Raw genomic sequence first — 23035 nt, 5'->3', positions numbered from 1 at the left:
AAAGTGAAATGGTTTTGCCGCCGGACGCATCAGCAATCGGCGGCACCGGTCATCGCTGTAACGGAGACACCGCTCTCCGCCATCAAGTGCTTGAGCGCCGCCACATCGGGGTTAGGCGGCAGGTTCCGCAGCGCATCTCGCACGGTCGTCGGATTGCCCTGCGCAATGACCGCGCAGACCAGCAGACTTTCGCCCGCCGGTATCTGGCCCAGCAATTGCGGCACGATTGTCTTCGCGGCGATCAGGTTGGTGTTGGGCGGAGCCCGGTGAGCGCGCCCGGTCCTTTTCACAGTCGATCCCAAATCGACGATGGCCGACAGATCGGTTCTCGTCTCGGCGAGAGCCCGTCCCGATTCCTGGTCCAGGATTGGCACGATGCCGTCCTCCCGCGCCACCGCAAAGCCGCCTTCGATCGTGTGCAAGGGGCGCGGCGTGCGAACCCGATGCACGCGGACATGGAAGGGCTCGGCCCAGTACACCCAGCTTTCGACCTCGACATCGGGAAACGGATGCCAGAGGGCGTAGAGCGTATCGTCTGCAATGAGCGCGATCTCGTTGGTCTCGCGCGTCCGCCCATGCCTGCCGTCATCACTGAAGCCGATGGCGCCATCGAAAACGGCATCGAAGAAGCGGCGTTCGTCGCTCTCGACGCTGAATCCGTACCGGGCCGAGTAGGCGAACTTCGCGTATTTCTCCGCGCCAAAGCGCATTGTCAGGTTCTGCTGGCCCGAGGACAACGCAATGGAATCGCCCGGCGGATTGGAGACGACCATACCAGGATGGCGCAGAGCCCTCGGCGTCGACCGGGTTGGACATGGAAGTTCCTCGGCACTCCAGAACGGATGATCCGCCGACAGCGCGAGAGGCAGGAAGGCCTTGAGCGCCCAATAGGGAGAGCCGGCCGAATTATAGTTCTCCGACATCAGAAGGTTCGGGTAGGTGTAGCCGATAGACAGGACGCCATCGCGATCTGCAATCGGCCGACGCGTCCACCAGCGCAGCAGGCGCAGATAATAACCCTTGATGACACCCCAGGGCAGCGCTTCCTCGCTCGCGAAGGCCATTGCGCCCCAAATGCCGCCTGTTGCGAACCGGTAGGTCATCGAGCGCCCGAAAACGAGAGCGGCTCCGTCATCCGCGTACCAGCGGGAGATGTCGGCTGCAAAAGCCCTTGCACGCTCACGGAAACGCTCGTTGCGCGGATCGTCATCAAGCGTCGCGAGGATCAGACCGTAGAAATGGAATGCGAACGGAATGTAGTGATCAACATGGCGCGGCGAGCCATCGCGATACCAGCCGTCACCGAGATAGAGGGCGTCGATCTCCTCCCGGAAACGATTCGAGGGTTCTGGATCGAACGGAACACCGACCACCTTCAGGCCCAAATCGACCATCAGGCGGAAGAACTTCCAATTGTTGTCGGCATATTCCTTCGGGCGCGCAGCCAGAAGGTAATCTGCCACGTTGCGCTTTTGCTTGTCGGAAAGCGGCTGCCAGACGTGCTCGCCGGCCAGCCGGAGAGTCAGCCCGATGGCGGCGAGTTCGACGAGGCGTTGATCCTTGTCCCCGACCGGGCCCCAATACTCGGGGTGTTCGGGGTCAGTGCCCGCAGCAAGACCACGCGCGACCGGCTCCCAATCTATCCATGTCGCACCACCCGCCGCGGCGGGTGCAAGCCCCCAGAGCGGCCGGGCGAAGCCTTCGAAATCAGCCGCCGTCAGGTCGAAATGGGCGGCACTCGCCCCGAGCCGAACACGAGCTCCGCCGGGGGAGCGGAAGGGATCCAGAGGCCGCACGAGCGCCTGTAAGGCTTTCTCGACATCTTCTCTGGTCCGGCAAGGATTATCCGCGAGAGGATTGAAGAGGCCGGCGGGCGGGGTAAAGACGGACATGGCACATTCCTTCGCCGTGCCAATGCAGCGTCGGCGTGAACGCGAGAGGGCGGCGCGGCACGAATGCCGCGCCGGATACCGAGCTTAGGAGCGGATGACGCGCTTACCTTCCGAGATGAGACGCTCGGCCGCCTGCACCACGGAGAGCTGCCCGAAGGCGAGTTGGTCGGCGACCGGCCGCATCACCATCTGGTCGAATTCCGTGGCTCCCTTTGGCACCGGCGCCGGATAAGGGACGACACGGTTGGCAATCGCATTGACGTATTCGATCGTCATGCGCGGCACCTCGTCGACGAGCGGCACCACCGCCCCACGGATGTCGAGATTCACGGGGACGCCGCGCTCGACCCCGAGGATCTTCCCAGCTTCCGGGTCGTTCACGAAGAAATCGATGAAGGCCGCGGCGGCGTCGGGGTTCTTACTGGTCTTGCCGATGCACCAGATCAGCGCGGGCCGATAATAGAGCCCTGAGGGTCCATCAGCCTTTGTGACCGGATAGCTTGTGATCCCGAGTTTCGGCTTGAGCACGGATTGATAGCCGATGAGCTGGTTCGAATATGCGAAGGACATCGCGCTGTTGCCGCGGGCCAAGGGGTTCGAGTCGATAAGACTCTGGTCGAGCGACTGAACGTCCGGGGCCACGCAGCCGCCGCGCTGCCGCAGCGTTTCCCAATAGTCATACCACTCCTTGGCATCATCGACGGTGAAACCAAGCTGGCCGTCTTCCGTAAACAGGCTCTTTCCGCGCTGATGCAGCCAGACATCGAAGACGTAGTTGTAGCGCGAGGCATTCGGCGAAGCCCAGACGCGATCCTTGCCCATCGCTTTTGTCAGCTCGACCGAAAGATCGGCAAATTCCTTCCACGTGGTCTTTGCGGATGGAGGCGCGAGGCCCGCTTTCGAAAAGGCCTCTGTGTCATAGAACATGGAGAATGAATTGATGCCGAGTGCAATGCCGGCAACTTTGCCGTCGACACGTGCCAGATCAAGAACGCCGGGGCCGAACTTGTCGGTCTTGATTGCGCTTCCAAGGTAGCTGTCGAGCGGCAACATGGCGCCGCGACGGTAGTAATCCGGCAGCGTGGTCGGCTCGAACTGGATGACATCGGGCAGGTTGCGGCCGACGAGCATGGTCGCGAGTTTCGTCCAATAGTCACCACCCACGGCCTCGCCCGTGGCCGTGACGCCGGGGTGCGATTGCTCGAAGAGCTTGGCGACATCCAGGGTGCGCTTCGAGCGATCCGGAGAGCCCCACCAATACAGGCGGAGGGCCGCATCGGCGGCTTGTGCCGACATGAAAGGAATCTGCGAGGCCAAGGCACCGGCGCCGAGTGCCATGGCTTGTTGCATCAGGTGACGTCTGCTGATCATGGTTTCCTCCCGTTTTTGTCAGCGGCGTTTCATGAATCGGTGCAGTCAGAGTGTGAGCGTTCTCCCGTTCGTATCGAACAGATGACAAAGCGACGGAGCGACACTCACCTCCACGACGTCGCCGACATGCGTGCGCTTCTGTCCGTCGCAAACGATGGTCATATTCTGACCATCGGTCAGCTTGCCGTAGATGAGGGTCTGGCTGCCAAGATGTTCCACATGCTCGGCGCGGACTTGACCCAGCTGCAATCCGTCACCGGAGCCGATGACGATGTGCTCGGGCCGCACCCCGAGTGTAAGAGGTTCATTGACGGCGGTGGGGACGGCTCTGTCAGCCGCCACGTGCGTCATAAGCTCCCGCCCGGCCAAATCGACGGCGACGCCATGCGGGCGCATCCCAAGTGATTTCACGCCGAGAAAGTTCATCTTCGGCGAGCCGATGAAACCTGCGACGAACCGGTTGGCGGGCTTGTTGTAGATGTCGAGTGGACGCCCGAATTGCTCAACACGACCGGCGCGCAAAACGACGATCCGGTCGGCGAGGGTCATGGCCTCGACCTGGTCGTGTGTGACATAGATCATCGTAGCGCCGAGATCAGCGTGCAACTTGGCGATTTCGACCCGTGTCTGAACACGCAGTTCCGCATCGAGATTGGAAAGCGGCTCATCGAACAGGAAAATGTCGGGCTCGCGCACAATGGCCCGGCCGATGGCTACGCGCTGACGCTGGCCGCCGGAGAGCTGTCTCGGCTTGCGGTCGAGCAACTCCGTAAGCCGCAGAATCTCGGCAGCCTTGCGCACCCGGACTTCGATATCGGCTTTGGGCATCCTGATGGTCTCAAGACCGAACGCCATGTTCTTGTAAACGCTCATGTGGGGGTAGAGCGCATAGGACTGGAACACCATGGCGATACCGCGATCGGCAGCGGCGCGCTCGTTCATGCGCTGCCCTCCGATGGTCAGCCGACCTTCCGAGATCGACTCCAACCCCGCGATCATTCGCAGAAGCGTCGACTTTCCGCAGCCCGACGGCCCGACGAAGACGACGAACTCGCCACTTCTGATGTCGAGGTCGACACCATGGATGACGTCAACCGACCCGAAGCGTTTGACGATCTTATCGAGAACGAGACTAGTCATCGGTCTTATCTCGAGTGTTCAGCGGGTGAAATGGATCTGTCATCAACGCTTCATCCCCGTGGTCGCAATGCCTTCGATGAGAAGGCGTTGGAAGAAAAGGAAGAGGACGAAGACCGGCAGCACGACCAGCGTCGACATGGCGAAGAGCGCGCTCCAGTCCGATTGGCCGCTCGAGTCCACGAAGGTGCGCAGACCGAGCTGCACCGTGTAGCTGTCGGCATCGTTCAGGTAGATCAGCGGAGCGAAGAAGTCGTCCCACGTCCAGATGAAGGAGAAGATAGCCGCCGTCGCGAGGACGGGTATCGACAACGGCAGGATGATCTTGAAGTAGATCCGCCAGGGACCGCAGCCATCCATCGTCGCCGCCTCGTCAAGCTCGCGCGGAATGCCACGGAAGAACTGCACCATGAGAAAGATGAAGAATGCGTCCATGGCGAGGAACTTCGGCACGACCAAGGGCAAGATCGTGTTTACCCATCCGAGATTGAGAAACAGCACATATTGCGGAATCAGGACGGCGTGCTGGGGCATCATCAACGTCCCGAGCATAAGGGCGAACCAAAAGTTTCGCCCGAAGAAGTGCAGGCGCGTGAAGGCGAAAGCAGCAAGCGAGCACGATGCAAGATTGCCAACGACCGAAAGCACCGCGATGAAGAGCGAATTGAGAAAGAAGCGGCCGAAGCTGACGCTCAGCCCATTCCAGCCTCTGCTGTAAGCATCGAGGCTAAAGACTTCAGGGATCAGAGACGAGGACGAAAAGATCTCGTTGTCGGGTTTGAATGAACTCGAAACCATCCACAGCAGCGGGTAAAGCATCGCGAAAGTGATTGCGATCAGACCCGCATAGAGGAATGCGCGCGTTGCGTGGGAACGCTCCCTTGAGATCGATGGCGTCACGGCGTCAGTCATCGTAGTGCACCCAGAAGCGTGCCGACAAGAAAGACAGCGCCGTGAAAATACCGATGATCACCACAAGCACCCAGGCCAGCGCCGACGCATAGCCGATGCGGAAATTCACGAAGGCTTCCTGGTAAAGGTAGAGCGTGTAGAACAACGTGCTGTCGATAGGGCCGCCGCTGCCGTTGCTGATGACGAAGGCCGACGTGAACGCCTTGAAGGCATCGATCGTTTGAATGACGGCGTTGAAGAAAATGACCGGTGTGAGCAGAGGCAGCGTGATTTTGAGGAACTGACGCCGCGCCCCTGCCCCATCGATGCTCGCAGCTTCGTACATATCCTGAGGAATCTGGCGCAGACCCGCGAGAAAGATGATCATCGGCGAGCCGAACTGCCAAACGGCCAAGAGAACGAGCGTGTAGAGGGCCGTTCCCGGCGTCGAGATCCAGCTTGGCCCCTCGTAACCGAAGACGCTAGCCAGCAGTCGGTTGAGCAATCCGTCGCCGGCAAAAATCTGGCGCCAGAGCACGGCAATCGCGACGCTCGCACCGATCAGGGAAGGCAAATAGAAAACGGCCCGGAAGAATGTGAGACCCCGCAATCCCTTGTTGAGAGCAACGGCAACGGCCAGGGCGAAAGCGAGCTTCAATGGAACCGAGAGCACCACAAAGGTGAAGGTGACCTGCATCGCCTTCCAAAAGCGCGGATCGTCACTTGCGATACGAGAATAGTTCGCGATGCCGACCCAGTACGGCGTGTCCACGAGATCGTAGTCTGTGAACGACAGATAGAGCGAACTCAGCGCCGGGCCGAGTGTCAGCGCGAGGAAGCCGATGAGCCAGGGGAGAAGAAAACTGTAGGACGCGAACTGATAGCGCAGGAAGGAACCGCGTTCATGACGGTTCGCCGCCAGGCGATCGGCCGCAGTCGCGATGCGACCCGCATCCTCGCGAAGATATCGCGCCTCCATGAACCCTCCCTACGCAAGGCCCATTCCGATTTTCTTTTTTATTGCCGTATAGCCTGCTGATGGCACGAAAAAATGTCAACCGAAAATTTATATATTGACGAAACTTTCGTTTGATTGGAAAAATATCGAAAATTTCGGATGGACCCATGAGAGCTCAGCTGGATTCCTACTTTGGTGGTCTCACCGGGACCGGGGCGACCCGTTCGACCGATCGATACCAACAAGCGCTGGAGCGCTGCCTCGACCGTCTTCGGGAGGTGATGCCGATTGTCGGGTTGAGAAATCCCAAGATCGGCCGCCCGGACTTGACCTGGAACTATTGCGGGCCCTTCGACTGGGTTGTCAGCTTTCAATCCGGCCAATTGTGGCTGGCGCTTCAGCTCACAGGCGATCCCGTATTTCTCAATGCGGCCCGGGCGCGTCGCCCTGTCTTTCGCCAGATCCTTCAAAACCGCCATGCGCGGGATCACGATCTAGGGTTCCAGTTTTCATTGAGCTGCGTGGCAGATTGGCTGATGACGAGTTCATCTGAGGCGCGGGAGCTCGGATTGCGGGCGGCGGAGGCGTTGTTGGCCCGGTTCCGCCACGAAGGCCAATATCTTCAGGCTTGGAATCCCCGCCCTTCCCAGGGTGGTTCCCGTGCAGAGTTCGTGGCTGGACGGGTAATTGCCGACACCATGCAGAATCTCGCCCTGCTGCACTGGGCCCATCGCGAAACCGGGCATGCCGATTTTCGCGATGTGGCAATGGCGCACGCCGCAACGGTCGCCAGACATCTGATCCGTGAGGACGATACGACTTATCATACCTTCGTCTTCGATGCCGTTTCGGGGGCTCCGCTGCGCGGCGAAACCCATCAGGGGTTTGCCGACGAGTCCTGCTGGTCGCGCGGGCACGCCTGGATGATCCATGGCTTTGCTCAAAGCGCATTGACCACTGGCGACAAGGACACTCTCGACATCGCCCGCAGGCTCGCAGCCCGGGCAGAGGTCCTCATGGGCGCGGATTCAGTACCTGTCTGGGATTACGGCATCACCGAAGGCACTCCGGCTTTTCGCGACAGCTCGGCCGGCGCCATCATGGCGGCGGGCGTCTACATCATCGCCAGCCTGACTTCGGGCGACGAGGCCGCGCGCTGGATCGCCTTCGGCGATAGGTTGCTGGATGGTCTGCTGGCGACCTGCGATCTCACAACCAATCCCGCGGCCCACGGCCTGCTTAACCATGGGGCAGCCCATGTGAAAGCGGGATTTGCCGACACAATGCTGCCTTACGGCGACTATTATTTCATGGAGGCCCTGATGCGCTCCTTGGGCCACACGCAGTTTTTCTGGTAGAGGGCGGATTCAGAAAGTCCAATCGGACGCCGCAATTGTTACGCCGCAGCCATAACGATAGACTGAAGCGATGGATCATAAGCCCGCGATGCCGACCCTTCACGATATCGCTCGAGCGGCAGGCGTTTCCGTTGCGTCGGTCTCGAAGGTTCTGAATAATCGCCCCGGCGTCAGCGAGGAAAGCCGGCGTCGTGTCCTCGATATCGCCGGAGAACTCGGCTATCTCGGCCGCGCTGGCCGCGCCTCTCGTTCAGCGGTCAACAGCGTCACGATCGTCACGCTTTCGCGCTATTTCTCGGACAGCCAATTCTACGAAGAGATCTTTCAGGGGATCATGGAAGAAGCCGACGCGCGTTCGCTCGACACGGATGTGCGACTTCTCCCCTCCGACGGGCCTGGAGCGGAAGTCGACGTTTCCGACATTTTTCGCAATGGGTTACCCGGATCGATCCTGCTTTTGGGCCTCGACCAACCCGCCATCGTGGAACAGGTCGTGGCGAGCGGTGTTCCAGCTGTCATCATCAACGGGCTTGATCCGACCATGCGCCTAAGCAGCATTTCGCCGGACAACCGTTTCGCAGGCTGGTTGGCAACGCAGCGTCTCCTCGAGGTTGGCCATCGCGAGATTGTCTACATCACTCTTCCACTCAGGTTGTCGCTGCGTCGGCGCCTCGACGGCTTCCGGGATGCGATGGAGAGCGTCGGAATAACCTTTGACCCCGATCGTCATGTCATCGACCTCGACAAGGAAAAGGTTGCGGATTTCGAAACCCGCATAGCGATCGATCGCGCTTTCAAAAGTGGTCGCCTCAAAGAAACGACGGCTTTTCTTTGCAGCACCGACATCATTGCGCTAGGCGTCCTGCAATCGCTCGAGGCGCGCGGCCTGTCGGTTCCATCCGACTACTCCGTCATCGGCTTCGACGATATGACGATCGCGCTGCACAGCCGTCCGCCGCTAACCACGATGAGGATCGATCGTGTTGAGTTGGGGCGTCAGGGAATTGCGATGCTGATGGAACAGATTGCCAATCCCAACACCAGCCCTCGCCGCGTTGCGATGGCCGTACCGTTGATCGAGCGCGCGACCGTCGGTCCTCCGCGGACGCAACCCGCGTAAGAGCATTTCGTGACGAGCTTCTCCCCAGGGCTTTGCTCGGTCACCTTTCGACATCTTAAAGCCGCCTCCATCATTGGCGCCGCTCGCAAAGCGCATCTGACGGCCATCGAGTGGGGCGGCGACATCCATGTACCGCCGAGACAGGTGGAGACGGCGCGATCCGTGGGTGCGTGGACCCGGGCGGCAGGACTCTTGCCGGCGTCTTACGGCTCATACGTAGATCCTCCCTCTTCGGACATGGCCAATTTTGAAAGTGCGCTTGGAACAGCGACCGCACTGGGCGCCATCAACATTCGGATTTGGCCCGGAACACGAGGACGTCCTTCCTCGGAATATTCGGTTCAGGAGCGGTCGCGGACCGCCGCCTCGATCAATGCCATGGCACAAGAAGCGGCCCGTCACGGCGTATCGATTTCCCTGGAGCATCACCCCAATTCTCTCACGGATGATACCGACAGCGCGGCGCGGTTGATGGATGAAATCGCGCACCGCAACGTGTATCTTTGCTGGCAGCCCCGGCCCGGCCTTCCTCTTCGAGATGCCTTAGTCGAAATCGGCCGCCTCGGCACCAGCATCTCCCATATTCATGTCTTCGCGTGGGATGAGAGCCGGGTCCGCTTTCCACTGGCCGACCAAGAGGACTACTGGTGCGAGCTTCTTCAAGCGATGCCTCCGAGCTGCTTTCCAGGGCCGCGCTACGCGTTCCTGGAATTCGTAGCTCACGATGATCTGAGCAGATTTGAGGAAGACGCCGCGACTCTGTCACGCCTATTGGCGGAACAAACGATGACGACCAGAAAGACTCGAGACGGGAACGTCCGATAGCGTCAGGTCGCGATCGTCGATATCGACATGCAGCACGGCAACGGCATACAAATTCGTCTCCTGCTCGACCTGCCCGCTCCTTGTGCATGGGGCCTCAACCTCTCTCTTGAATGGATCAACAACCATGAAGACACTTCCGCCCTTTCGCACGGGGCAGGCCCGCGTGGAGCATGGCTATCTTCAACCGATTTCCGATGTGGAGATCCCCTTCGGCATTATTGAAGGATCGGAGCCCGGCCCCTGCCTTCTGGTGACGGCCGGCGTCCATGGCTCGGAATTCTGCTCTATCGAAACAGCCATCCGACTGCTCCAAATGAAACCCGAGCAGATCAAGGGAACACTCGTCGTTCTCCCCATTCTCAACGTGCAGGGTTTCCGCAAACGAAGCATCTATGTGATGCCGGAGGATGGGAAAAATCTAAATCGCATGTTCCCGGGCAGGCCCGATGGAACCACCAGCGAGCGTCTGGCAAACTGGCTCGTGTCGAGCGTTTATCCCAACGCCGACGCATATCTCGATCTTCATGGTGGAGATCTCGATGAATCTCTCACACCTTTCACACTGTTTCCAAGCAACTGCGAGAAATCCAAGGCACTCGCAACGGTCTTTGGCCTTCCGATCGCGATTGCCGCCGGCGGCGAAGGATATACCATCAATGCGGCTTATAAAGTTGGCGTTCCGAGCATCTTGCCGGAGGTAAGCGGGAACGGCCTTTGGGGCGAGGACACCGTCGCGGAAATGACGGCGGGGATCGAACGCGTCATGCACTATCTTGGCATGATCCCTGAGCCGGCGAAGCCATCACCCCCGGAGTCTCCCCTTTTCGTCACGATGTGGGTTCCGCCCGCACCTGTCGACGGATTGTGGTACTCCGCGAAAGAAATCTCCGAAGCCGTCGCCATTGGCGATGTCCTTGGCGAGATCAAAGATCCCTTCGGAAAGGTGCTGGCAACAATTCGCTCCGAGAAGGCGGGGATTATTCTGTATCGGCTCACAAGCCTTTCAGTGAATAGCGGCGAGGCGCTGCTCGGCGTGGGGACACCGTATTGAGCCCCGCCAACCACCCACGCCGCCCTGACAACGCTCTCTGCGGCGGGGGTTGATCCTCTTCGCACTGACTTTAAGCGACGTTCCCACGCATCCCAGGCTTGCTGGCGCAAGCCTGTCCGCCATGCCCCCGCGAAGGTCATCCTTATATGATCAAGACAGGCAACCGCCCCGGCTACGCCTCTGTTGGAGGAACGATACCCAGGTCATTGAGCTTCGCCCGGACCTCAACGACAGAACGTTTCAATTTCAGGCTAATGACCGAGGCTGGAACACCCTCTTTGGCGAGGGCTACGAGCGATTGAACAGCCTCAAAAGTCCATGAAGAAGTCACCATAGTTACCTCCCTCTCGCGCACCTAAAATGGTTTCCCGTGATTGAGGCAACATCATGAAATTTGAGAATTCAGCCTGAAACTGGTCGAGCCAAGCTGCCCTCGGCATCAGGTCGCAAACGCGGGGGGCTCTTTCGGGGTCGCATCGCGCCGGTGCACCGCTCACGGAGGATCTTTGTGGCGCGTATTGCCTTCCCGAGTGCTGAACATAGAATTATAGAGACTTAACGGTGATGAATAGCACATGGAACAATTGGTGACGTGACCAACGGAATTCCAGAATTCTGACCGGGGGACGTTGTCAGGAGCGCCGTCATGGCCCAAGCGACGCCTGCCGATTCTGTCGACACCAGTTCCTATCCGACCTTCTGGCGGCGGTGGTTCTATTCCACGAACCACAAGGACATCGGCACCCTCTACTTCATCTTTGCCTTCATCGCGGGCCTGGTCGGCGCCACTTTCTCGATCCTCATCCGCCTGGAACTCCAGGAGCCCGGATTGCAGTTCTTCGCCAATCCGCAGGCTTTCAACGTCGTCGTGACAGGCCACGGCCTCATCATGATATTTTTTGTCGTCATGCCGGCTCTCATCAGCGGTTTCGGTAACTGGTTCGTGCCGCTGATGATCGGCGCACCGGACATGGCCTTTCCGCGCATGAACAACATTTCATTCTGGCTCACGGTTTCGGCCTTCGCGATGCTGATCTGCTCGTTCTTCGTCGAGGGAGCGCCAGGTTCGCTGGGCGCCGGGACCGGTTGGACACTCTACCCGTTGCTCTCGACAGCCGGTCACCCGGGGCCAGCCGTGGACTTCGGGCTCCTGGGAATCCACCTCGCCGGTGCGGCCTCGATCCTGGGGGCGATCAACTTCATCACCACGATCCTCAACATGCGGGCTCCCGGCATGACGCTGCACAAGATGCCGCTCTTCGCCTGGGCGATGCTCGTCACCGCGTTCCTACTGCTGCTCTCGCTGCCGGTTCTCGCGGGCGCAGTCACCATGCTGCTGACGGACCGCAACTTCGGCACCACCTTCTTCGACCCCTCGGGCGGTGGCGATCCGATCCTGTACCAGCACCTGTTCTGGTTCTTCGGCCACCCCGAAGTGTACATCATGATCGTCCCGGCCTTCGGCATCGTCAGCCACATCATCTCCACCTTCTCCAAGAAGCCGATCTTCGGGTATCTCGGCATGGCCTACGCCATGGTCGCAATCGGCATCGTCGGTTTCGTCGTATGGGCACATCACATGTTCACGGTCGGCCTTTCGCTCCAGACGCAGGCCTATTTCGTGTTCGCGAGCATGGTGATCGCGGTGCCGACAGGCGTGAAGATCTTCTCGTGGATCGCGACCATGTGGGGTGGCTCGATCCGGTTCACCGCTGCCATGCACTGGGCCGTCGGCTTTATCTTCGTCTTTACGATCGGCGGCGTTACCGGCATCGTGGTCGCGAATGCAGGCGTCGACCGGTACATGCACGACACCTACTACGTGGTGGCGCACTTCCACTACGTGCTGTCGCTCGGCGCGGTCTTTATGATTTTCGCCGGCATGTATTATTGGTTCCCCAAAATGACCGGCTACATCATCCCGGAATGGATCGGCAAGCTGCACTTCTGGATCGCCTTCATCGGCTCCAACCTGCTGTTCTTTCCGCAGCATTTTCTCGGCCTGTCCGGCATGCCGCGCCGCATCGCTGACTACCCGGATGCCTTCGCTGGCTGGAATAGGGTCTCCTCGATCGGCTCCTATATCTTCGCCTTCGGTCTTCTCGTCTTCATCTTCGGTGTGATCTATGCCTTCATCCGCAAGGAGCAGGCTGGAGCCAATCCTTGGGGCGAAGGCGCAACGACGCTCGAATGGACCCTGTCCTCACCGCCTCCATTCCACCAGTTCAACACCCTGCCGCGCATCGCGGATACGGAACACGCATAGCTCGTCGCCGAACCGGCCCCTCCGGGCGCAAGGAAATCCTCTCTGTGGCGGACCGGGCAATCGACGTCGAGCTACAGGCCTCCACCAGTGACATCCAGGTGTGTTAGCGTCATCGCCATCGCGCGCGGATCGGGCGGCGCGGCCAGGGACGCGGTCGGCGCGAGAGCGACAGCGGCCGCCACCTGGGTCAGGAGGGCCCGCGACTGATCATGGGCAAAGCAGCTTATCCGGCGAGACCGCATGTCTCGCGGCCCGTCCCTGTCTGTCGGGTTAGGGGTGCGGGAGGTTTTCGGAACCCTTGGGGCCCTCGCCTTCCGTTTCCCTTGGCTCCAAGGTCGCCAGGAAGGCTATCAATTGCCGCAGTTCAGTCTCGCTCAGGTTCAGCGGACGAATCTCGCTGTCCCCGGCCGGAGCCGCCGGGGCGGTGCTGTAGTGTGCCACCACCTCCGCCAGCGTGCCGATCTGGCCGGCATGCATGTAAGGCGGCCGGCTTGCTACACCGCGCATCGACGGGGTCTTGAAGGCGCGCAGGAGCTCAGGCCCTTGCGCTGTCATGAAGCGCAGCTCCGAGCAGTCGCCCTCGCCCGCATCGCTGTATTTGCCCAGGCAGTTGAACGCATCCTCCCGAACCAATTTGGCGCCGGCTTCGCGACCGCGGTCCTCCGGCAGTCCGGGAACAGCAGGTATACCTGTGTTGTGGAAGTGATTGTCGGTCAGGAGCGGGCCATTGTGGCAGGTCACGCAAGCCCCCTTGCCGATGAACAGACGGAGCCCGGCGATTTCATCCGCGCTCAGGATCCCAACGTCGCTGCCGGAGCCGAGAGCGGATGCGTAGGTATCGAACCGCGTCACGGGCGGACGGATCGTGCGCTCGTAAGCGGCAATGGCCTTGCCGATATTGGCGAAGACCCGGCTCACCGCCTCTCGGTCCGCTTCCGGCATGGCTTTCCATGCCGCGGTCGCATCCGGATCGGCAACGGGACCGGCATGGGGCGGCAGATGGCCCATGTTCGGCAACGGCCCGAACACCGCCTCGTAAGACGTGCGGTAATGCTCAGCGACGATGTGGCCATACTGCGTTCGGTCTCCGCCATGCTCGACCGGGCTTTCCAGCGGGCCCAGCGCCTGCGACCACAGGCTGTCCTTGCGTCCGTCCCAGAACAGAAACGGACTATAGGCCGTTCCCGCAATCGGCATCGTGCGCCGGTTGGTGACGCCGACGCCCCGCGCGAGCGGCGTCCCATCCTGGAACTGGCGCTCAGGGTTATGGCAGGTGGCGCAGGCGACCCTGCCATCGGCGCTGAGCCGGGTGTCGAAGAAGAGCGCGCGGCCGAACTCCGCCGCCCGGGGATCGTTGGCCAACCTGTTCGAAGGCTCCGCCGGCAGGGGCGGCAAGTCGTCCAGCGCGAGTGACCGGATCGTGGCGCGCTCCTCCTCCGTCCAACGCACGGCCGGACCGGACGCGGCATGGAGTCCGGCTGCGAGGATTCCGGCCCCGAGCAAGATGAATGGGATAAGGTATGCCCTTCTTCGCATCGCGCCCGCCTCAGAGCATAAGATTGAACGTGACGGTGTCAGTCCCTTTAGGGCCGTCGATGGCGAGATCGAGCGTCCACCAGCCGCGCATGTTGAACTTCATGCCCTCGATCCGGTAGCGGCCGCCGCCCAGGTCCGCAGTCATCTGGGGTGACGTCGGCAGGCCATGGCCATGCTGCGGCATGCCGCCATTGATCCCGATTTTGGCGGCCTTCACCGGAGCGCCGGCGGGAGTCCTCACCGTCACGGTCCAGGCCTGCATCGCCCCAACGACAATGGGCGCGGCATCCGGAGCGATGGTGGCCCTGTAGAGACCTGCTGCCGTCGCCTTGTCGAGCGCGAGATCGAGATTCTCGGGAACGGAGCGCATCATCACGCCGGCGGTGACGCCGCTGGCTAGAAGGAGAACAGGGATACCGAGCAGGAGCGCGCGGCGTGTGGTGTAGGTCAGCATATCGGTTCCTTTGTACGGCGGGGGCCGTGAAAGGGGCGCAACCTATGCGCCGGGCAGGCGCGGCGCTTGAACAAAGCTGCTGACTTCGTCCGAAGCGCCGCCTATCGTCGTGGCTCGCACACGCAAAGAATTGCCGGGGAAACGCATGAGCATCGTGGGCAGGATCGTGCTATGGGAGGGCGCCAGCCTTTGGACCTTTGACGTCCCCCCGAGCCGGGGTGAAGGGCCGACGAGTGGGTTACACGCCCATCACGCCATCCAGCTCACCCTCTCGGCAGGTGGTCGCTTTGCAATCCGGACGAAGGACGGGCGCACGGAAGGTCCTGCCGTGTTCGTCGCACCGGACGTGCCGCACGAGTTCGAGCCCGAGGGCAAGATCGCGCTTGTCTTCGTGGAACCGGAGAGCCGTGCCGGCGCCGCGCTGATGCAACAGATGAATGGGGCCCCGGTGACTTGCCCTGACATTGCGCGCCTAGAGGACGCGCTGGCCGGACTCATGGGCATCTGGACGAACCCGCAGCCGGACAACGGGGCGATCGAGGCGATCGGTAGGAAGATCCTGGAGAACGCCGTCGGCGAAGCCCTGCCGCCGAGCCCGCTCGACCCGCGGATCGCCCGAATGCTTGTTTGGCTCGTCCCGCGCCTCCGTGACCGGGTCGAGCTTGCCGAAGCGGCGGCAATTGCCTGTCTCTCGGAAAGCCGCTTCAGCCATCTCTTTTCCGCCGAGATCGGCCTGCCCTTCCGAACGTACGTGCTCTGGCGGCGGCTCATGCTCGCGGTAGAGTGGACCGCTGCCGGGTCATCCCTCACGACCGCGGCGCACGAGGCAGGGTTCGCGGATTCCGCGCACTTCAGCCGGACCTTCCGCCGGATGTTCGGCCTCCCAGCGGCCTCGCTGCGCCTGATACAGGCGCCTGCCCGTTAACCGGGATCACCTAGTGTCGGGATGGATGCGGGTACCGGACACGCCTCCGTCCGAACGGTTCCTTGACCCTGCCATCGTCACGCGGTCGCGATCAACTCACGAATTCTCGGCATGGCTGTCTTCTAGGCAGCCGGCGCGTTCCGACACTTCACCGGGCTGGAGCCGGACGCCGCACGCATGCTCCGTCACTTCGATGAAGTGTGAGTCCTGGAATTTTGTCTCAACAAAGCACAAAAGGCGGTCAACCGACATAAGCTCTGTACGGGTAAGGGAACCTAAGGCAACTTAAGCAGGACGAAGCAAGTCGGATGCCGAGGCCCCCATGAGCATCAATTGGCTGTTCGGTCTTCCAATATGGCTGCTGTCTGGGCTCATGCTGGCGCCGTTGCTGATTGCGCTTGAGCTTGGCTTTAGGCGTGGGCGGAGCCTTGAGCGCGCATCGCGCGATCCCGCCAAGCTTGAGATCGGATCGCTCCAGGCGTCAGTGCTTGGGTTGCTGGCGCTCTTTCTCGGCTTCACCTATTCCGCCTCCATGACGCGATACGAGGCGCGCCGCGAACTCGTCGTAAAGGAGAGCAACGCAATCGGGACGGCCTTTCTCCGCGCGCGTCTCCTGCCCGAAAGCCTAAGGGCCGGCGTGCAGGCCAATCTGCGCCGGTACACAGAGTTGCGTGTTCTGGGCGGGCAGACGAACGGGAGCGATGTAACGCGAGAAACCGAGCTTCTCATGAAGAAGCTATGGGACGCCGTCATCGAAGGCGCCGCTCAGGACCGCTCGCCAAGCATGGCTTTATTTGCCGCGTCGATCAACACGCTCATCGACACCTATGGAGAGCGGCAGGCAGCCCTCGCCAACCGCATTCCGAGACAGGTTTTCATTGTGCTGGGGCTTCTGGCCCTCGTGGCAATGGCCTTGATCGGGTATAGCTGCGGCGTCGCGGGTTATCGCGCCCTTGGCGCAACGACGGTCATTGCCGCCTTGATCGTAGCGGTCATCATCCTGACGCTTGATCTCCACGAACCCAGGCAAGGCCTGATCCTCGAAAACCAACAGCCGCTCCTTGATCTGCGGGCGTCCATGGACAGATAGGACACCGCCGCGCCCCGAGGCGGCCCCCAGATAAGCCCACCCGGCGGGATCCGGGCCTGAAACAAAGCGCCGCGTCAAGTGTTAACCGGGGCAGGAATCCGGGAGAATGGACCATGCCCCTTCATGCCTCCGCCAAAGAGGCAGCAGTGCCGACGCGCCGCCACGAGAAATATGAGCGATTGGTCGGCGTTGCGCGCTCGTTGCAGAGGCTCAAGGTTGCCGTGGCACATCCTTGCGACGCCTCGTCGCTTGATGCGGTCATCGAGGCGTTCGAGTTGGGTCTGATCGAGCCCACCCTTGTCGGACCGCGAGACAGGATTTTGGCTGTCGCCAAGGAGTTGAAAAGGGACATCTCCGAACTGACGATCATCGACGCACCGCACAGTCATGCTGCGGCCGAGAAGGCGGTCGACCTCGTTCGTGCGGGCAAGGCCGAAACCCTCATGAAGGGCAGCCTCCACACGGATGAGCTCATGGCCGCCGTCGTTCGACGTGAGGGAGGATTAAGGACCGCGCGCAGGATCAGCCATTGTTTCGTGATGGATGTTCCGGGCCATAACGACCCGCTGATCATCACCGACGCGGCAATCAACATCGCGCCGACTCTCGAAGAGAAAATCGATATCGTCCAAAACGCCATAGACCTCGGCCACGCGTTGCGGATCGAGCAGGTTCGTGTCGCGATCCTGTCGGCAATGGAGACCGTCAACCCCAAAATACCCTCGACTGTTGAGGCGGCGGCCCTTTGCAAGATGGCCGATCGCGGCCAGATCACCGGGGGGATTCTCGACGGGCCGCTTGCCCTCGACAACGCGATCGATCTTGGCGCCGCCCGTATCAAGAACATCAATTCTCCGGTTGCTGGCCAGGCCAACGTCCTCGTCGTGCCGGACCTCGAAGCCGGGAATATGCTCGCCAAGAGCCTGACATTTCTCGCCGATGCCGATGCCGCCGGGATCGTTCTCGGCGCTCGTGTTCCCATCATCCTCACCAGCCGTGCGGACTCGAAGATCACCCGCCTCGCCTCCTGTGCCGTCGCTTCGCTCATCGCGGATACGCAACGCGCCAAGCTCACGCTTCCGGAGGTTTGACCGATGTCCTCCGTGTTTGTCGTCCTCAATGCGGGTTCATCGAGCCTCAAGTTCCAGATCTTCGATCCCTCGAGTTCTCCCGACCCAAAGGTCATCTATCGCGGAATGGTCGAGGGTATCGGCGCATCACCGCATTTCCTCGTGAAGGATTGCGGCGGAACCGTCGTGGCGGACAAGACCTGGAAGGGCGGCGAGACCTTTGGGCATGAGGAGGCGCTCATCGAGCTTGTCGCGTGGATGCAGGCGCATCGCGCCGGGTACAAGCTGGGAGCGGTCGGACATCGGGTCGTGCACGGCGGAAAGTCCTTCGACGGCCCCGTTCTCGCGACTGAGGCGATCCTGGAGGAGCTCGAAAAGCTCAATCCGCTCGCACCGCTTCATCAGCCACACAACCTGAAGCCGATCCGCATTCTTCTCCGCCGCACGCCTGACATTCCGCAGATCGCGTGTTTCGATACGGCCTTTCATCGCTCTCAGCCAGAGATCGCGCAACTCTTCGCCATTCCTCATGAGATGACGGAGAACGGCGTGCTGCGCTACGGCTTTCATGGCCTCTCATACGACTATATCGCGTCCGTGTTGGCGGATTATGATCCCGGACTTCAAGCCGGTCGGGTCATCGTGGCCCATTTGGGCAACGGCGCAAGCCTGTGCGCGCTGAAGAATGGCAAGAGCATTGCCACCACCATGGGCTTCTCCGCCCTTGATGGTTTGCCGATGGGCACGAGATGCGGCGCGATCGACGCCGGAATTGTGTTCTACATGTTGCGCGAGATGAAGCTGAGCGCCAACGACGCGGAGAGAATCCTCTACACCAAGTCGGGCCTTCTCGGGGTTTCCGGCATCTCCAACGACATGCGCACCTTGCGCTCTCTCGCCCCGGCCAATCGGGACGCGAAACGGGCCATCGACCTGTTCGTCTATCGGATTACGCGCGAGATCGGCTCCTTGATCGCGGCGCTTGGCGGAATCGACGGGCTCGTTTTCACGGCCGGCATTGGCGAGAACGACGCGGAGACCCGCGCCGCCGTGCTAGCGGGCCTCACTTGGGCCGGGCTCGGAATGGATGACGCCGCCAATCGCTCGAACGCGTCGCTGATCACAACAGGGTCCGCTCCAACCGCATGGATCATCCCCACCAACGAGGAACTCGTCGTCGCAAGGCAGATGAGACAGGTGCTGAGTGCGACGCGGCATCGGCTGGCATCTTGAACAAGGAGGTTTCGACATGGAAACGCTGAAGACGCAGAGCGACAAGCCGCACGCTGAACAGGCTCTTGGTGACGAAACGTTCATGTCCGCCACGGATCTGCGCAACTACATGACCGAGATGCAAATGGCGCGCGCATCCAAGGCGGTCGACTCTATGGATCGTGCCTCGAAGGCACGCCAGGATTTGACCAAGACCTTGACCCAGCCCGTCGACCTCACGCCTGAGCGTCTGAAGGAAATCGGCCAGAACTTGTTGCACAAGCTGCGCTCCGCGGCTCAACGCAGCGAGACGGAGCTGATGGTCATGCGCTTCCCGGTTGATCTTTGTTCCGATCACGGCCGGGCGATCAACAACGCCGATCCCGAGTGGCCGGATACGCTGACCGGCCGTCCCCGCCAGGCCTTCGAACTATGGCGGGATCAGCTCAAACCGGCAGGCTACCAGCTCAAGGCCATGATCATCGAATGGCCCGGCGGAATGCCCGGCGATGTCGGTTTTTTCCTAAGCTGGGGTGAAAAGAAGAAATTTTGAGAGAGATCGGCGACCCGCGACGGAGACCGGATATGGCAAAATCGCAATTGAAAACCTCCTCGTCCCACCTTGGTCTCCCCCAGGTGCAGGACAAGATCGCAGAGGTCTTTCAAGACCGGTGGCAGGCGGCGTTTCAACGCTATGGAGATGCGGCGACCACTGCAAGCCAAACCTGGTCGGAGGCGATGACGTCCTCAATGACCCCGCTCGAGTTCTGGCAAGACGTGGGCTCCTATTGGCTCGATTTCGGTCAACGCTCGGTTCTGTTCTGGGACACGCTTCGCCAACGCGGCAACAACTGGATCGAGCATGAGAAGGCCGGAAAACCTCCCCTCCTCCACTTCGATTGGGAGATGGTGGCCGATGCGCGCACCTTCGAACAGCCGGTCAATTATGCGCTTGTGCGGATCATTCCGCCGCCGGGCGTTGTGACCGCTCCCGATCGGCGTCCCTTCGTGATCATCGACCCACGCGCCGGGCACGGCCCCGGTATTGGCGGCTTCAAGCAGGATTCCGAGGTCGGCGTCGCGCTCGCGGCCGGTCATCCGGTCTATTTCGTCATCTTCTTTCCCGAGCCCATGCCGGGACAGACGCTGGCCGACGTCTCGCGCGCGGAGGCCGAGTTCCTCCGGATCGTGAGGAAGCGTCACCCCGAGACGCGCAAACCCGTAATCGTCGGCAACTGCCAAGGCGGCTGGGCCGCCATGCTCATCGGCGCGCTCGACCCGGAGCTTCCGGGCCCCATCGTCATCAACGGCGCGCCGATGTCTTACTGGGCCGGCAACGACGGCGAAAATCCGATGCGCTATGCGGGAGGAATTCTCGGCGGCACGTGGCCTGCTCTCCTCGCGAGCGATCTCGGCGGCGGCATCTTCGACGGAGCCTACCTCGTCGACAATTTCGAGTACCTGAATCCGGCAAACACGTTCTTCGACAAATATTACAATCTCTTTTCGAAGATCGATACGGAGCCTCAGCGCTTTCTGGAATTCGAGCGCTGGTGGGGTGGCTTTTTCCTGATGGGGCGGGACGAAATCACGTGGATCGTCGAGAACCTGTTCGTCGGCAACAAGCTAGCAACGGGAAAGGCGGAATGGTCGGAAGGTCGCGCCTACGACTTGAGGGACATCAAGTCGCCGATCATTCTTTTCGCCTCTCTCGGCGACAACATCACGCCGCCGCAACAGGCGTTCAACTGGGTCGCCGACCTCTATCCGACGACGGAAGCGCTCAAGGCCAATGGGCAAGTGATTGTCGGGTTGATGCATCGCAGCGTCGGGCATCTGGGGATCTTTGTGTCCGGTCAGGTCGCAAAGCGCGAGCACGCGCAGATTGTCGATCTGATCGAATACATTGAGCATCTGCCGCCGGGCCTCTACGGAATGCAGGTCGAGGAGCGGCAGGTCGACGGCCATGTCCAATATGACGTCCTCTTGAAGGAGCGGCGGGTCGAAGACCTTCAAGCCTTGCAGAAGTACCATCGCAAGGATGAGGTTCCCTTCGAAGCAGTGGCTGAGGCCTCGCGGGTGAACGCGTCTCTCTATGAGCAATTCGCTCATCCCGCGATTTCCCCCCTGGTTACGCCGGCAGCGGCCAAGATCGCGCGGAGCCTTCATCCGCAGCGGGTTCAGCGCTGGGCGATCTCGGATCTCAATCCGTTCATGCTGCCCCTCAAGACGTGGGCGGAATTCGTCCAGGCCAACAGAACGCCGCACGGGGCAAACGGGCCCGCCGCCGGTGTGGAACATTGGCTGGCGACCATGACATCTGCCTCCTGGGATTTATTCAGGGAGCTGCGCGACGCCTCGGTGGAAAATACGTTCTTCAAGACCTATGCTCCCGCGAGCCTGGTCACGCGAAGCGAAGACGCCGCCGCATCTGCCGCAGCGGGCGAACTCCCACAGAGCCAAGCCGTTCGCGAAGCGCTGGCCCACATCGACGAAGGCGGCCGCACGAAGGCCATCGTGCGTATGGCTCTCCTTCTGCGAAAAATTGGCTTCGGCCAGCGTCGGCTTTCCACGATGAAGCAGATGCGCGAGATTGTAGGAGAGGATGTCGGACTTTTGGACATGCCCGAAGACCTGGCGCGCGAGATCATTCGCGAGCAATCCCACATCGTCGATTATCAGCCCCAACAGGCGCTGGAGGCACTGCCGAAGCTACTTCACACACCTGAAGATCGCGAAAGCGCGCTCTCCATTTTCGAGCGCCTCGCAACCAGGATTGAAGCCACCCCTGGCCAGATCGCCTTGTTTGGCGAATTCCGGCATCTTCTTGGCGGCGAAGGCACGGTTCAGGCAAGAACCGCAATGGCCCATCCCATGCGGACGCCAAAGCGGGAGAGCTCCCATCGCGCTCGCGCAGCCAAGCGCGCGAGGGCGCGCCAATGAATGACAACGGGGGGCCAACCGATCTTCTGCCCAAGGAAACAAAGATCCTGCAAGGGCAGCGCGCGCTGGTCCTTGGTATCGCGAATGAACATTCCATCGCCTATGGCTGCGCGAAGGTCTTTCGCAGGCTCGGCGCGGAACTCGCCGTCACTTATCTCAACGAGAAGGCCCGCTCCCATGTGGAGCCGCTCGCCAAGGAACTCGGCGCATCGATCTTTGCTCCCTGCGATGTCGGCCAGGAAGGCGAACTCGAAGCCGTATTCCAGCGCATGCAGGGCGAATGGGGAAACCTCGACATCGCCCTTCACTCGATTGCCTTCGCGCCGAAGGACGATTTGCAAGGCCGGCTCGTGGATAGCTCCGCCGAGGGGTTCAAGGTCGCAATGGACATCTCCTGCCATTCCTTCATCCGCATGGCCCGATTGGCCGAGCCCCTGATGGGCAAGGGGGGCACCCTGCTCGCCATGAGCTATCACGGCGCCAACAAGGTGGTGCCGAATTACAACCTCATGGGTCCGGTCAAAGCAGCATTGGAGAGTGCCGTCCGCTATCTGGCCTACGAGCTGGGCGGCAAGCATATCACGGTCCACGCGGTTTCTCCGGGACCGCTCAAGACACGCGCGGCGTCGGGATTGAAGGATTTCGATCTCCTTCTGGCCGAGGCGAGCGAACGGGCCCCCATCGGCGAGCTTGTGGACATCGAGGATGTCGGGCTCACCGCCGCCTATTTGGCGACACCTTATGCGCGGCGGCTCACAGGCATGACGGTCTACGTGGATGGCGGCCTCAGCATCATGGCATGACGCCGCGTCGCGAAAGCAGCGTTGGTAAAACACTGAAGCGGGCGACCACTTCCTATTGTCGCCAGCTGCGCCACATTCAGAGAACAAGCCTCACTTTTCCGCAAAGGCCGCGAACCGGAGGAGCAACAGGTGA

The 23035-nt window shown here is 61.0% G+C and carries 19 protein-coding genes and 1 pseudogene; 13 read left to right on the top strand and 7 right to left on the bottom strand.

What is annotated here, in order from left to right; genetic code table 11:
• Positions 1-29 precede the first annotated feature (29 nt).
• The 5 genes from I2H38_RS03570 to I2H38_RS03550 form a co-directional block, all read right to left on the bottom strand.
• A complete protein-coding gene (locus I2H38_RS03570) occupies positions 30-1892 on the bottom strand; it encodes a DUF2264 domain-containing protein (RefSeq protein WP_196270409.1) in 1863 nt (620 codons plus the stop codon).
• Positions 1893-1976: 84 nt separating this feature from the next.
• Positions 1977-3263 carry an ABC transporter substrate-binding protein gene (locus I2H38_RS03565; protein WP_196270408.1) on the bottom strand — a complete coding sequence of 429 codons (1287 nt, stop codon included), beginning with the start codon at positions 3261-3263 and terminating at the stop codon, positions 1977-1979.
• A gap of 45 nt (positions 3264-3308) precedes the next feature.
• A complete protein-coding gene (locus tag I2H38_RS03560) occupies positions 3309-4403 on the bottom strand; it encodes an ABC transporter ATP-binding protein (RefSeq protein ID WP_196270407.1) in 1095 nt (364 codons plus the stop codon).
• Between the two features lie 42 nt (positions 4404-4445).
• The gene (locus tag I2H38_RS03555) at positions 4446-5312 is read right to left on the bottom strand and encodes a carbohydrate ABC transporter permease (protein ID WP_196270406.1); all 867 of its coding nucleotides are present in this window, start codon (positions 5310-5312) and stop codon (positions 4446-4448) included.
• Positions 5305-6270, bottom strand: a complete 966-nt coding sequence (locus tag I2H38_RS03550) for a carbohydrate ABC transporter permease (protein WP_196270405.1) — start codon at positions 6268-6270, stop codon at positions 5305-5307. The genes I2H38_RS03555 and I2H38_RS03550 overlap by 8 nt, the downstream gene beginning before the upstream one ends.
• A gap of 146 nt (positions 6271-6416) precedes the next feature.
• On the opposite strand from I2H38_RS03550, the gene I2H38_RS03545 reads away from it, so the two are divergent.
• The 5 genes from I2H38_RS03545 (at position 6417) to ctaD (ending at position 12869) form a co-directional block, all read left to right on the top strand.
• Positions 6417-7607 (top strand): glycoside hydrolase family 88 protein, encoded by a 1191-nt coding sequence (locus I2H38_RS03545; RefSeq protein ID WP_196270404.1) that lies wholly within the window; start codon positions 6417-6419, stop codon positions 7605-7607.
• Between the two features lie 70 nt (positions 7608-7677).
• Positions 7678-8727 (top strand): LacI family DNA-binding transcriptional regulator, encoded by a 1050-nt coding sequence (locus I2H38_RS03540; protein WP_196270403.1) that lies wholly within the window; start codon positions 7678-7680, stop codon positions 8725-8727.
• 9 nt (positions 8728-8736) lie between these two features.
• Positions 8737-9552, top strand: a complete 816-nt coding sequence (locus I2H38_RS03535) for a sugar phosphate isomerase/epimerase family protein (RefSeq protein WP_196270402.1) — start codon at positions 8737-8739, stop codon at positions 9550-9552.
• Positions 9553-9676: 124 nt separating this feature from the next.
• A complete protein-coding gene (locus I2H38_RS03530; protein WP_196270401.1) occupies positions 9677-10603 on the top strand; it encodes a succinylglutamate desuccinylase/aspartoacylase family protein in 927 nt (308 codons plus the stop codon).
• Between the two features lie 646 nt (positions 10604-11249).
• On the top strand, positions 11250-12869 hold the full coding sequence (ctaD, locus tag I2H38_RS03525; RefSeq protein ID WP_196270400.1) for a cytochrome c oxidase subunit I: 1620 nt from the start codon (positions 11250-11252) through the stop codon (positions 12867-12869).
• Between the two features lie 270 nt (positions 12870-13139).
• Here ctaD and I2H38_RS03520 read toward each other — a convergent pair whose 3' ends face one another.
• Together I2H38_RS03520 and I2H38_RS03515 are read right to left on the bottom strand one after the other, a co-directional pair.
• Entirely contained in the window at positions 13140-14405 is a 1266-nt protein-coding gene (locus I2H38_RS03520) for a cytochrome-c peroxidase (RefSeq protein ID WP_196270399.1), read from the bottom strand.
• A gap of 10 nt (positions 14406-14415) precedes the next feature.
• On the bottom strand, positions 14416-14859 hold the full coding sequence (locus I2H38_RS03515; protein ID WP_196270398.1) for a FixH family protein: 444 nt from the start codon (positions 14857-14859) through the stop codon (positions 14416-14418).
• A 145-nt stretch (positions 14860-15004) separates the two neighbouring features.
• On the opposite strand from I2H38_RS03515, the gene I2H38_RS03510 reads away from it, so the two are divergent.
• The 8 genes and pseudogenes from I2H38_RS03510 to fabI all read left to right on the top strand — a co-directional run bounded on the left by I2H38_RS03510 (position 15005) and on the right by fabI (position 22902).
• Positions 15005-15784 (top strand): helix-turn-helix domain-containing protein, encoded by a 780-nt coding sequence (locus tag I2H38_RS03510; RefSeq protein WP_196270397.1) that lies wholly within the window; start codon positions 15005-15007, stop codon positions 15782-15784.
• 108 nt (positions 15785-15892) lie between these two features.
• Positions 15893-15988, top strand: a pseudogene (locus I2H38_RS20815) (shikimate dehydrogenase); the annotation flags it as partial.
• A gap of 118 nt (positions 15989-16106) precedes the next feature.
• Positions 16107-16874: a bestrophin-like domain gene (locus I2H38_RS03505; protein ID WP_196270396.1), complete on the top strand. Its 768-nt coding sequence runs from the start codon at positions 16107-16109 to the stop codon at positions 16872-16874.
• A gap of 113 nt (positions 16875-16987) precedes the next feature.
• Complete coding sequence (locus tag I2H38_RS03500; RefSeq protein WP_196270395.1) at positions 16988-17965, top strand: phosphate acetyltransferase; 978 nt, start codon at positions 16988-16990, stop codon at positions 17963-17965.
• Positions 17966-17968: 3 nt separating this feature from the next.
• On the top strand, positions 17969-19177 hold the full coding sequence (locus I2H38_RS03495) for an acetate/propionate family kinase (RefSeq protein WP_196270394.1): 1209 nt from the start codon (positions 17969-17971) through the stop codon (positions 19175-19177).
• Positions 19178-19193: 16 nt separating this feature from the next.
• Positions 19194-19709 carry a hypothetical protein gene (locus I2H38_RS03490; protein WP_196270393.1) on the top strand — a complete coding sequence of 172 codons (516 nt, stop codon included), beginning with the start codon at positions 19194-19196 and terminating at the stop codon, positions 19707-19709.
• Between the two features lie 32 nt (positions 19710-19741).
• Positions 19742-22099, top strand: a complete 2358-nt coding sequence (locus I2H38_RS03485) for a DUF3141 domain-containing protein (protein WP_196270392.1) — start codon at positions 19742-19744, stop codon at positions 22097-22099.
• Positions 22096-22902, top strand: coding sequence for an enoyl-ACP reductase FabI (gene fabI / locus I2H38_RS03480; RefSeq protein WP_196270391.1), 807 nt, complete (start codon positions 22096-22098; stop codon positions 22900-22902). The genes I2H38_RS03485 and fabI overlap by 4 nt, the downstream gene beginning before the upstream one ends.
• Positions 22903-23035: the final 133 nt, after the last annotated feature.

The organism is Microvirga alba, from assembly GCF_015694465.1.
Taxonomy (GTDB): domain Bacteria; phylum Pseudomonadota; class Alphaproteobacteria; order Rhizobiales; family Beijerinckiaceae; genus Microvirga; species Microvirga alba.
This window is presented reverse-complemented; position numbering and strand designations above follow the sequence as displayed.

Bases quoted from the DNA above. Each gene is read 5' to 3' on its own strand.
- I2H38_RS03530 (WP_196270401.1), top strand. From the start codon at position 9,677: ATGAAGACACTTCCGCCCTTTCGCACGGGGCAGGCCCGCGTGGAGCAT.
- I2H38_RS03545 (WP_196270404.1), top strand. From the start codon at position 6,417: ATGAGAGCTCAGCTGGATTCCTACTTTGGTGGTCTCACCGGGACCGGG.
- I2H38_RS03540 (WP_196270403.1), top strand. From the start codon at position 7,678: ATGGATCATAAGCCCGCGATGCCGACCCTTCACGATATCGCTCGAGCG.
- I2H38_RS03490 (WP_196270393.1), top strand. From the start codon at position 19,194: ATGGAAACGCTGAAGACGCAGAGCGACAAGCCGCACGCTGAACAGGCT.
- I2H38_RS03510 (WP_196270397.1), top strand. From the start codon at position 15,005: ATGAGCATCGTGGGCAGGATCGTGCTATGGGAGGGCGCCAGCCTTTGG.
- I2H38_RS03495 (WP_196270394.1), top strand. From the start codon at position 17,969: ATGTCCTCCGTGTTTGTCGTCCTCAATGCGGGTTCATCGAGCCTCAAG.
- I2H38_RS03485 (WP_196270392.1), top strand. From the start codon at position 19,742: ATGGCAAAATCGCAATTGAAAACCTCCTCGTCCCACCTTGGTCTCCCC.
- I2H38_RS03515 (WP_196270398.1), bottom strand. From the start codon at position 14,859: ATGCTGACCTACACCACACGCCGCGCGCTCCTGCTCGGTATCCCTGTT.
- I2H38_RS03570 (WP_196270409.1), bottom strand. From the start codon at position 1,892: ATGTCCGTCTTTACCCCGCCCGCCGGCCTCTTCAATCCTCTCGCGGAT.
- I2H38_RS03505 (WP_196270396.1), top strand. From the start codon at position 16,107: ATGAGCATCAATTGGCTGTTCGGTCTTCCAATATGGCTGCTGTCTGGG.
- I2H38_RS03565 (WP_196270408.1), bottom strand. From the start codon at position 3,263: ATGATCAGCAGACGTCACCTGATGCAACAAGCCATGGCACTCGGCGCC.
- I2H38_RS03500 (WP_196270395.1), top strand. From the start codon at position 16,988: ATGCCCCTTCATGCCTCCGCCAAAGAGGCAGCAGTGCCGACGCGCCGC.
- I2H38_RS03550 (WP_196270405.1), bottom strand. From the start codon at position 6,270: ATGGAGGCGCGATATCTTCGCGAGGATGCGGGTCGCATCGCGACTGCG.
- fabI (WP_196270391.1), top strand. From the start codon at position 22,096: ATGAATGACAACGGGGGGCCAACCGATCTTCTGCCCAAGGAAACAAAG.
- I2H38_RS03520 (WP_196270399.1), bottom strand. From the start codon at position 14,405: ATGCGAAGAAGGGCATACCTTATCCCATTCATCTTGCTCGGGGCCGGA.
- I2H38_RS03560 (WP_196270407.1), bottom strand. From the start codon at position 4,403: ATGACTAGTCTCGTTCTCGATAAGATCGTCAAACGCTTCGGGTCGGTT.
- I2H38_RS03555 (WP_196270406.1), bottom strand. From the start codon at position 5,312: ATGACTGACGCCGTGACGCCATCGATCTCAAGGGAGCGTTCCCACGCA.
- ctaD (WP_196270400.1), top strand. From the start codon at position 11,250: ATGGCCCAAGCGACGCCTGCCGATTCTGTCGACACCAGTTCCTATCCG.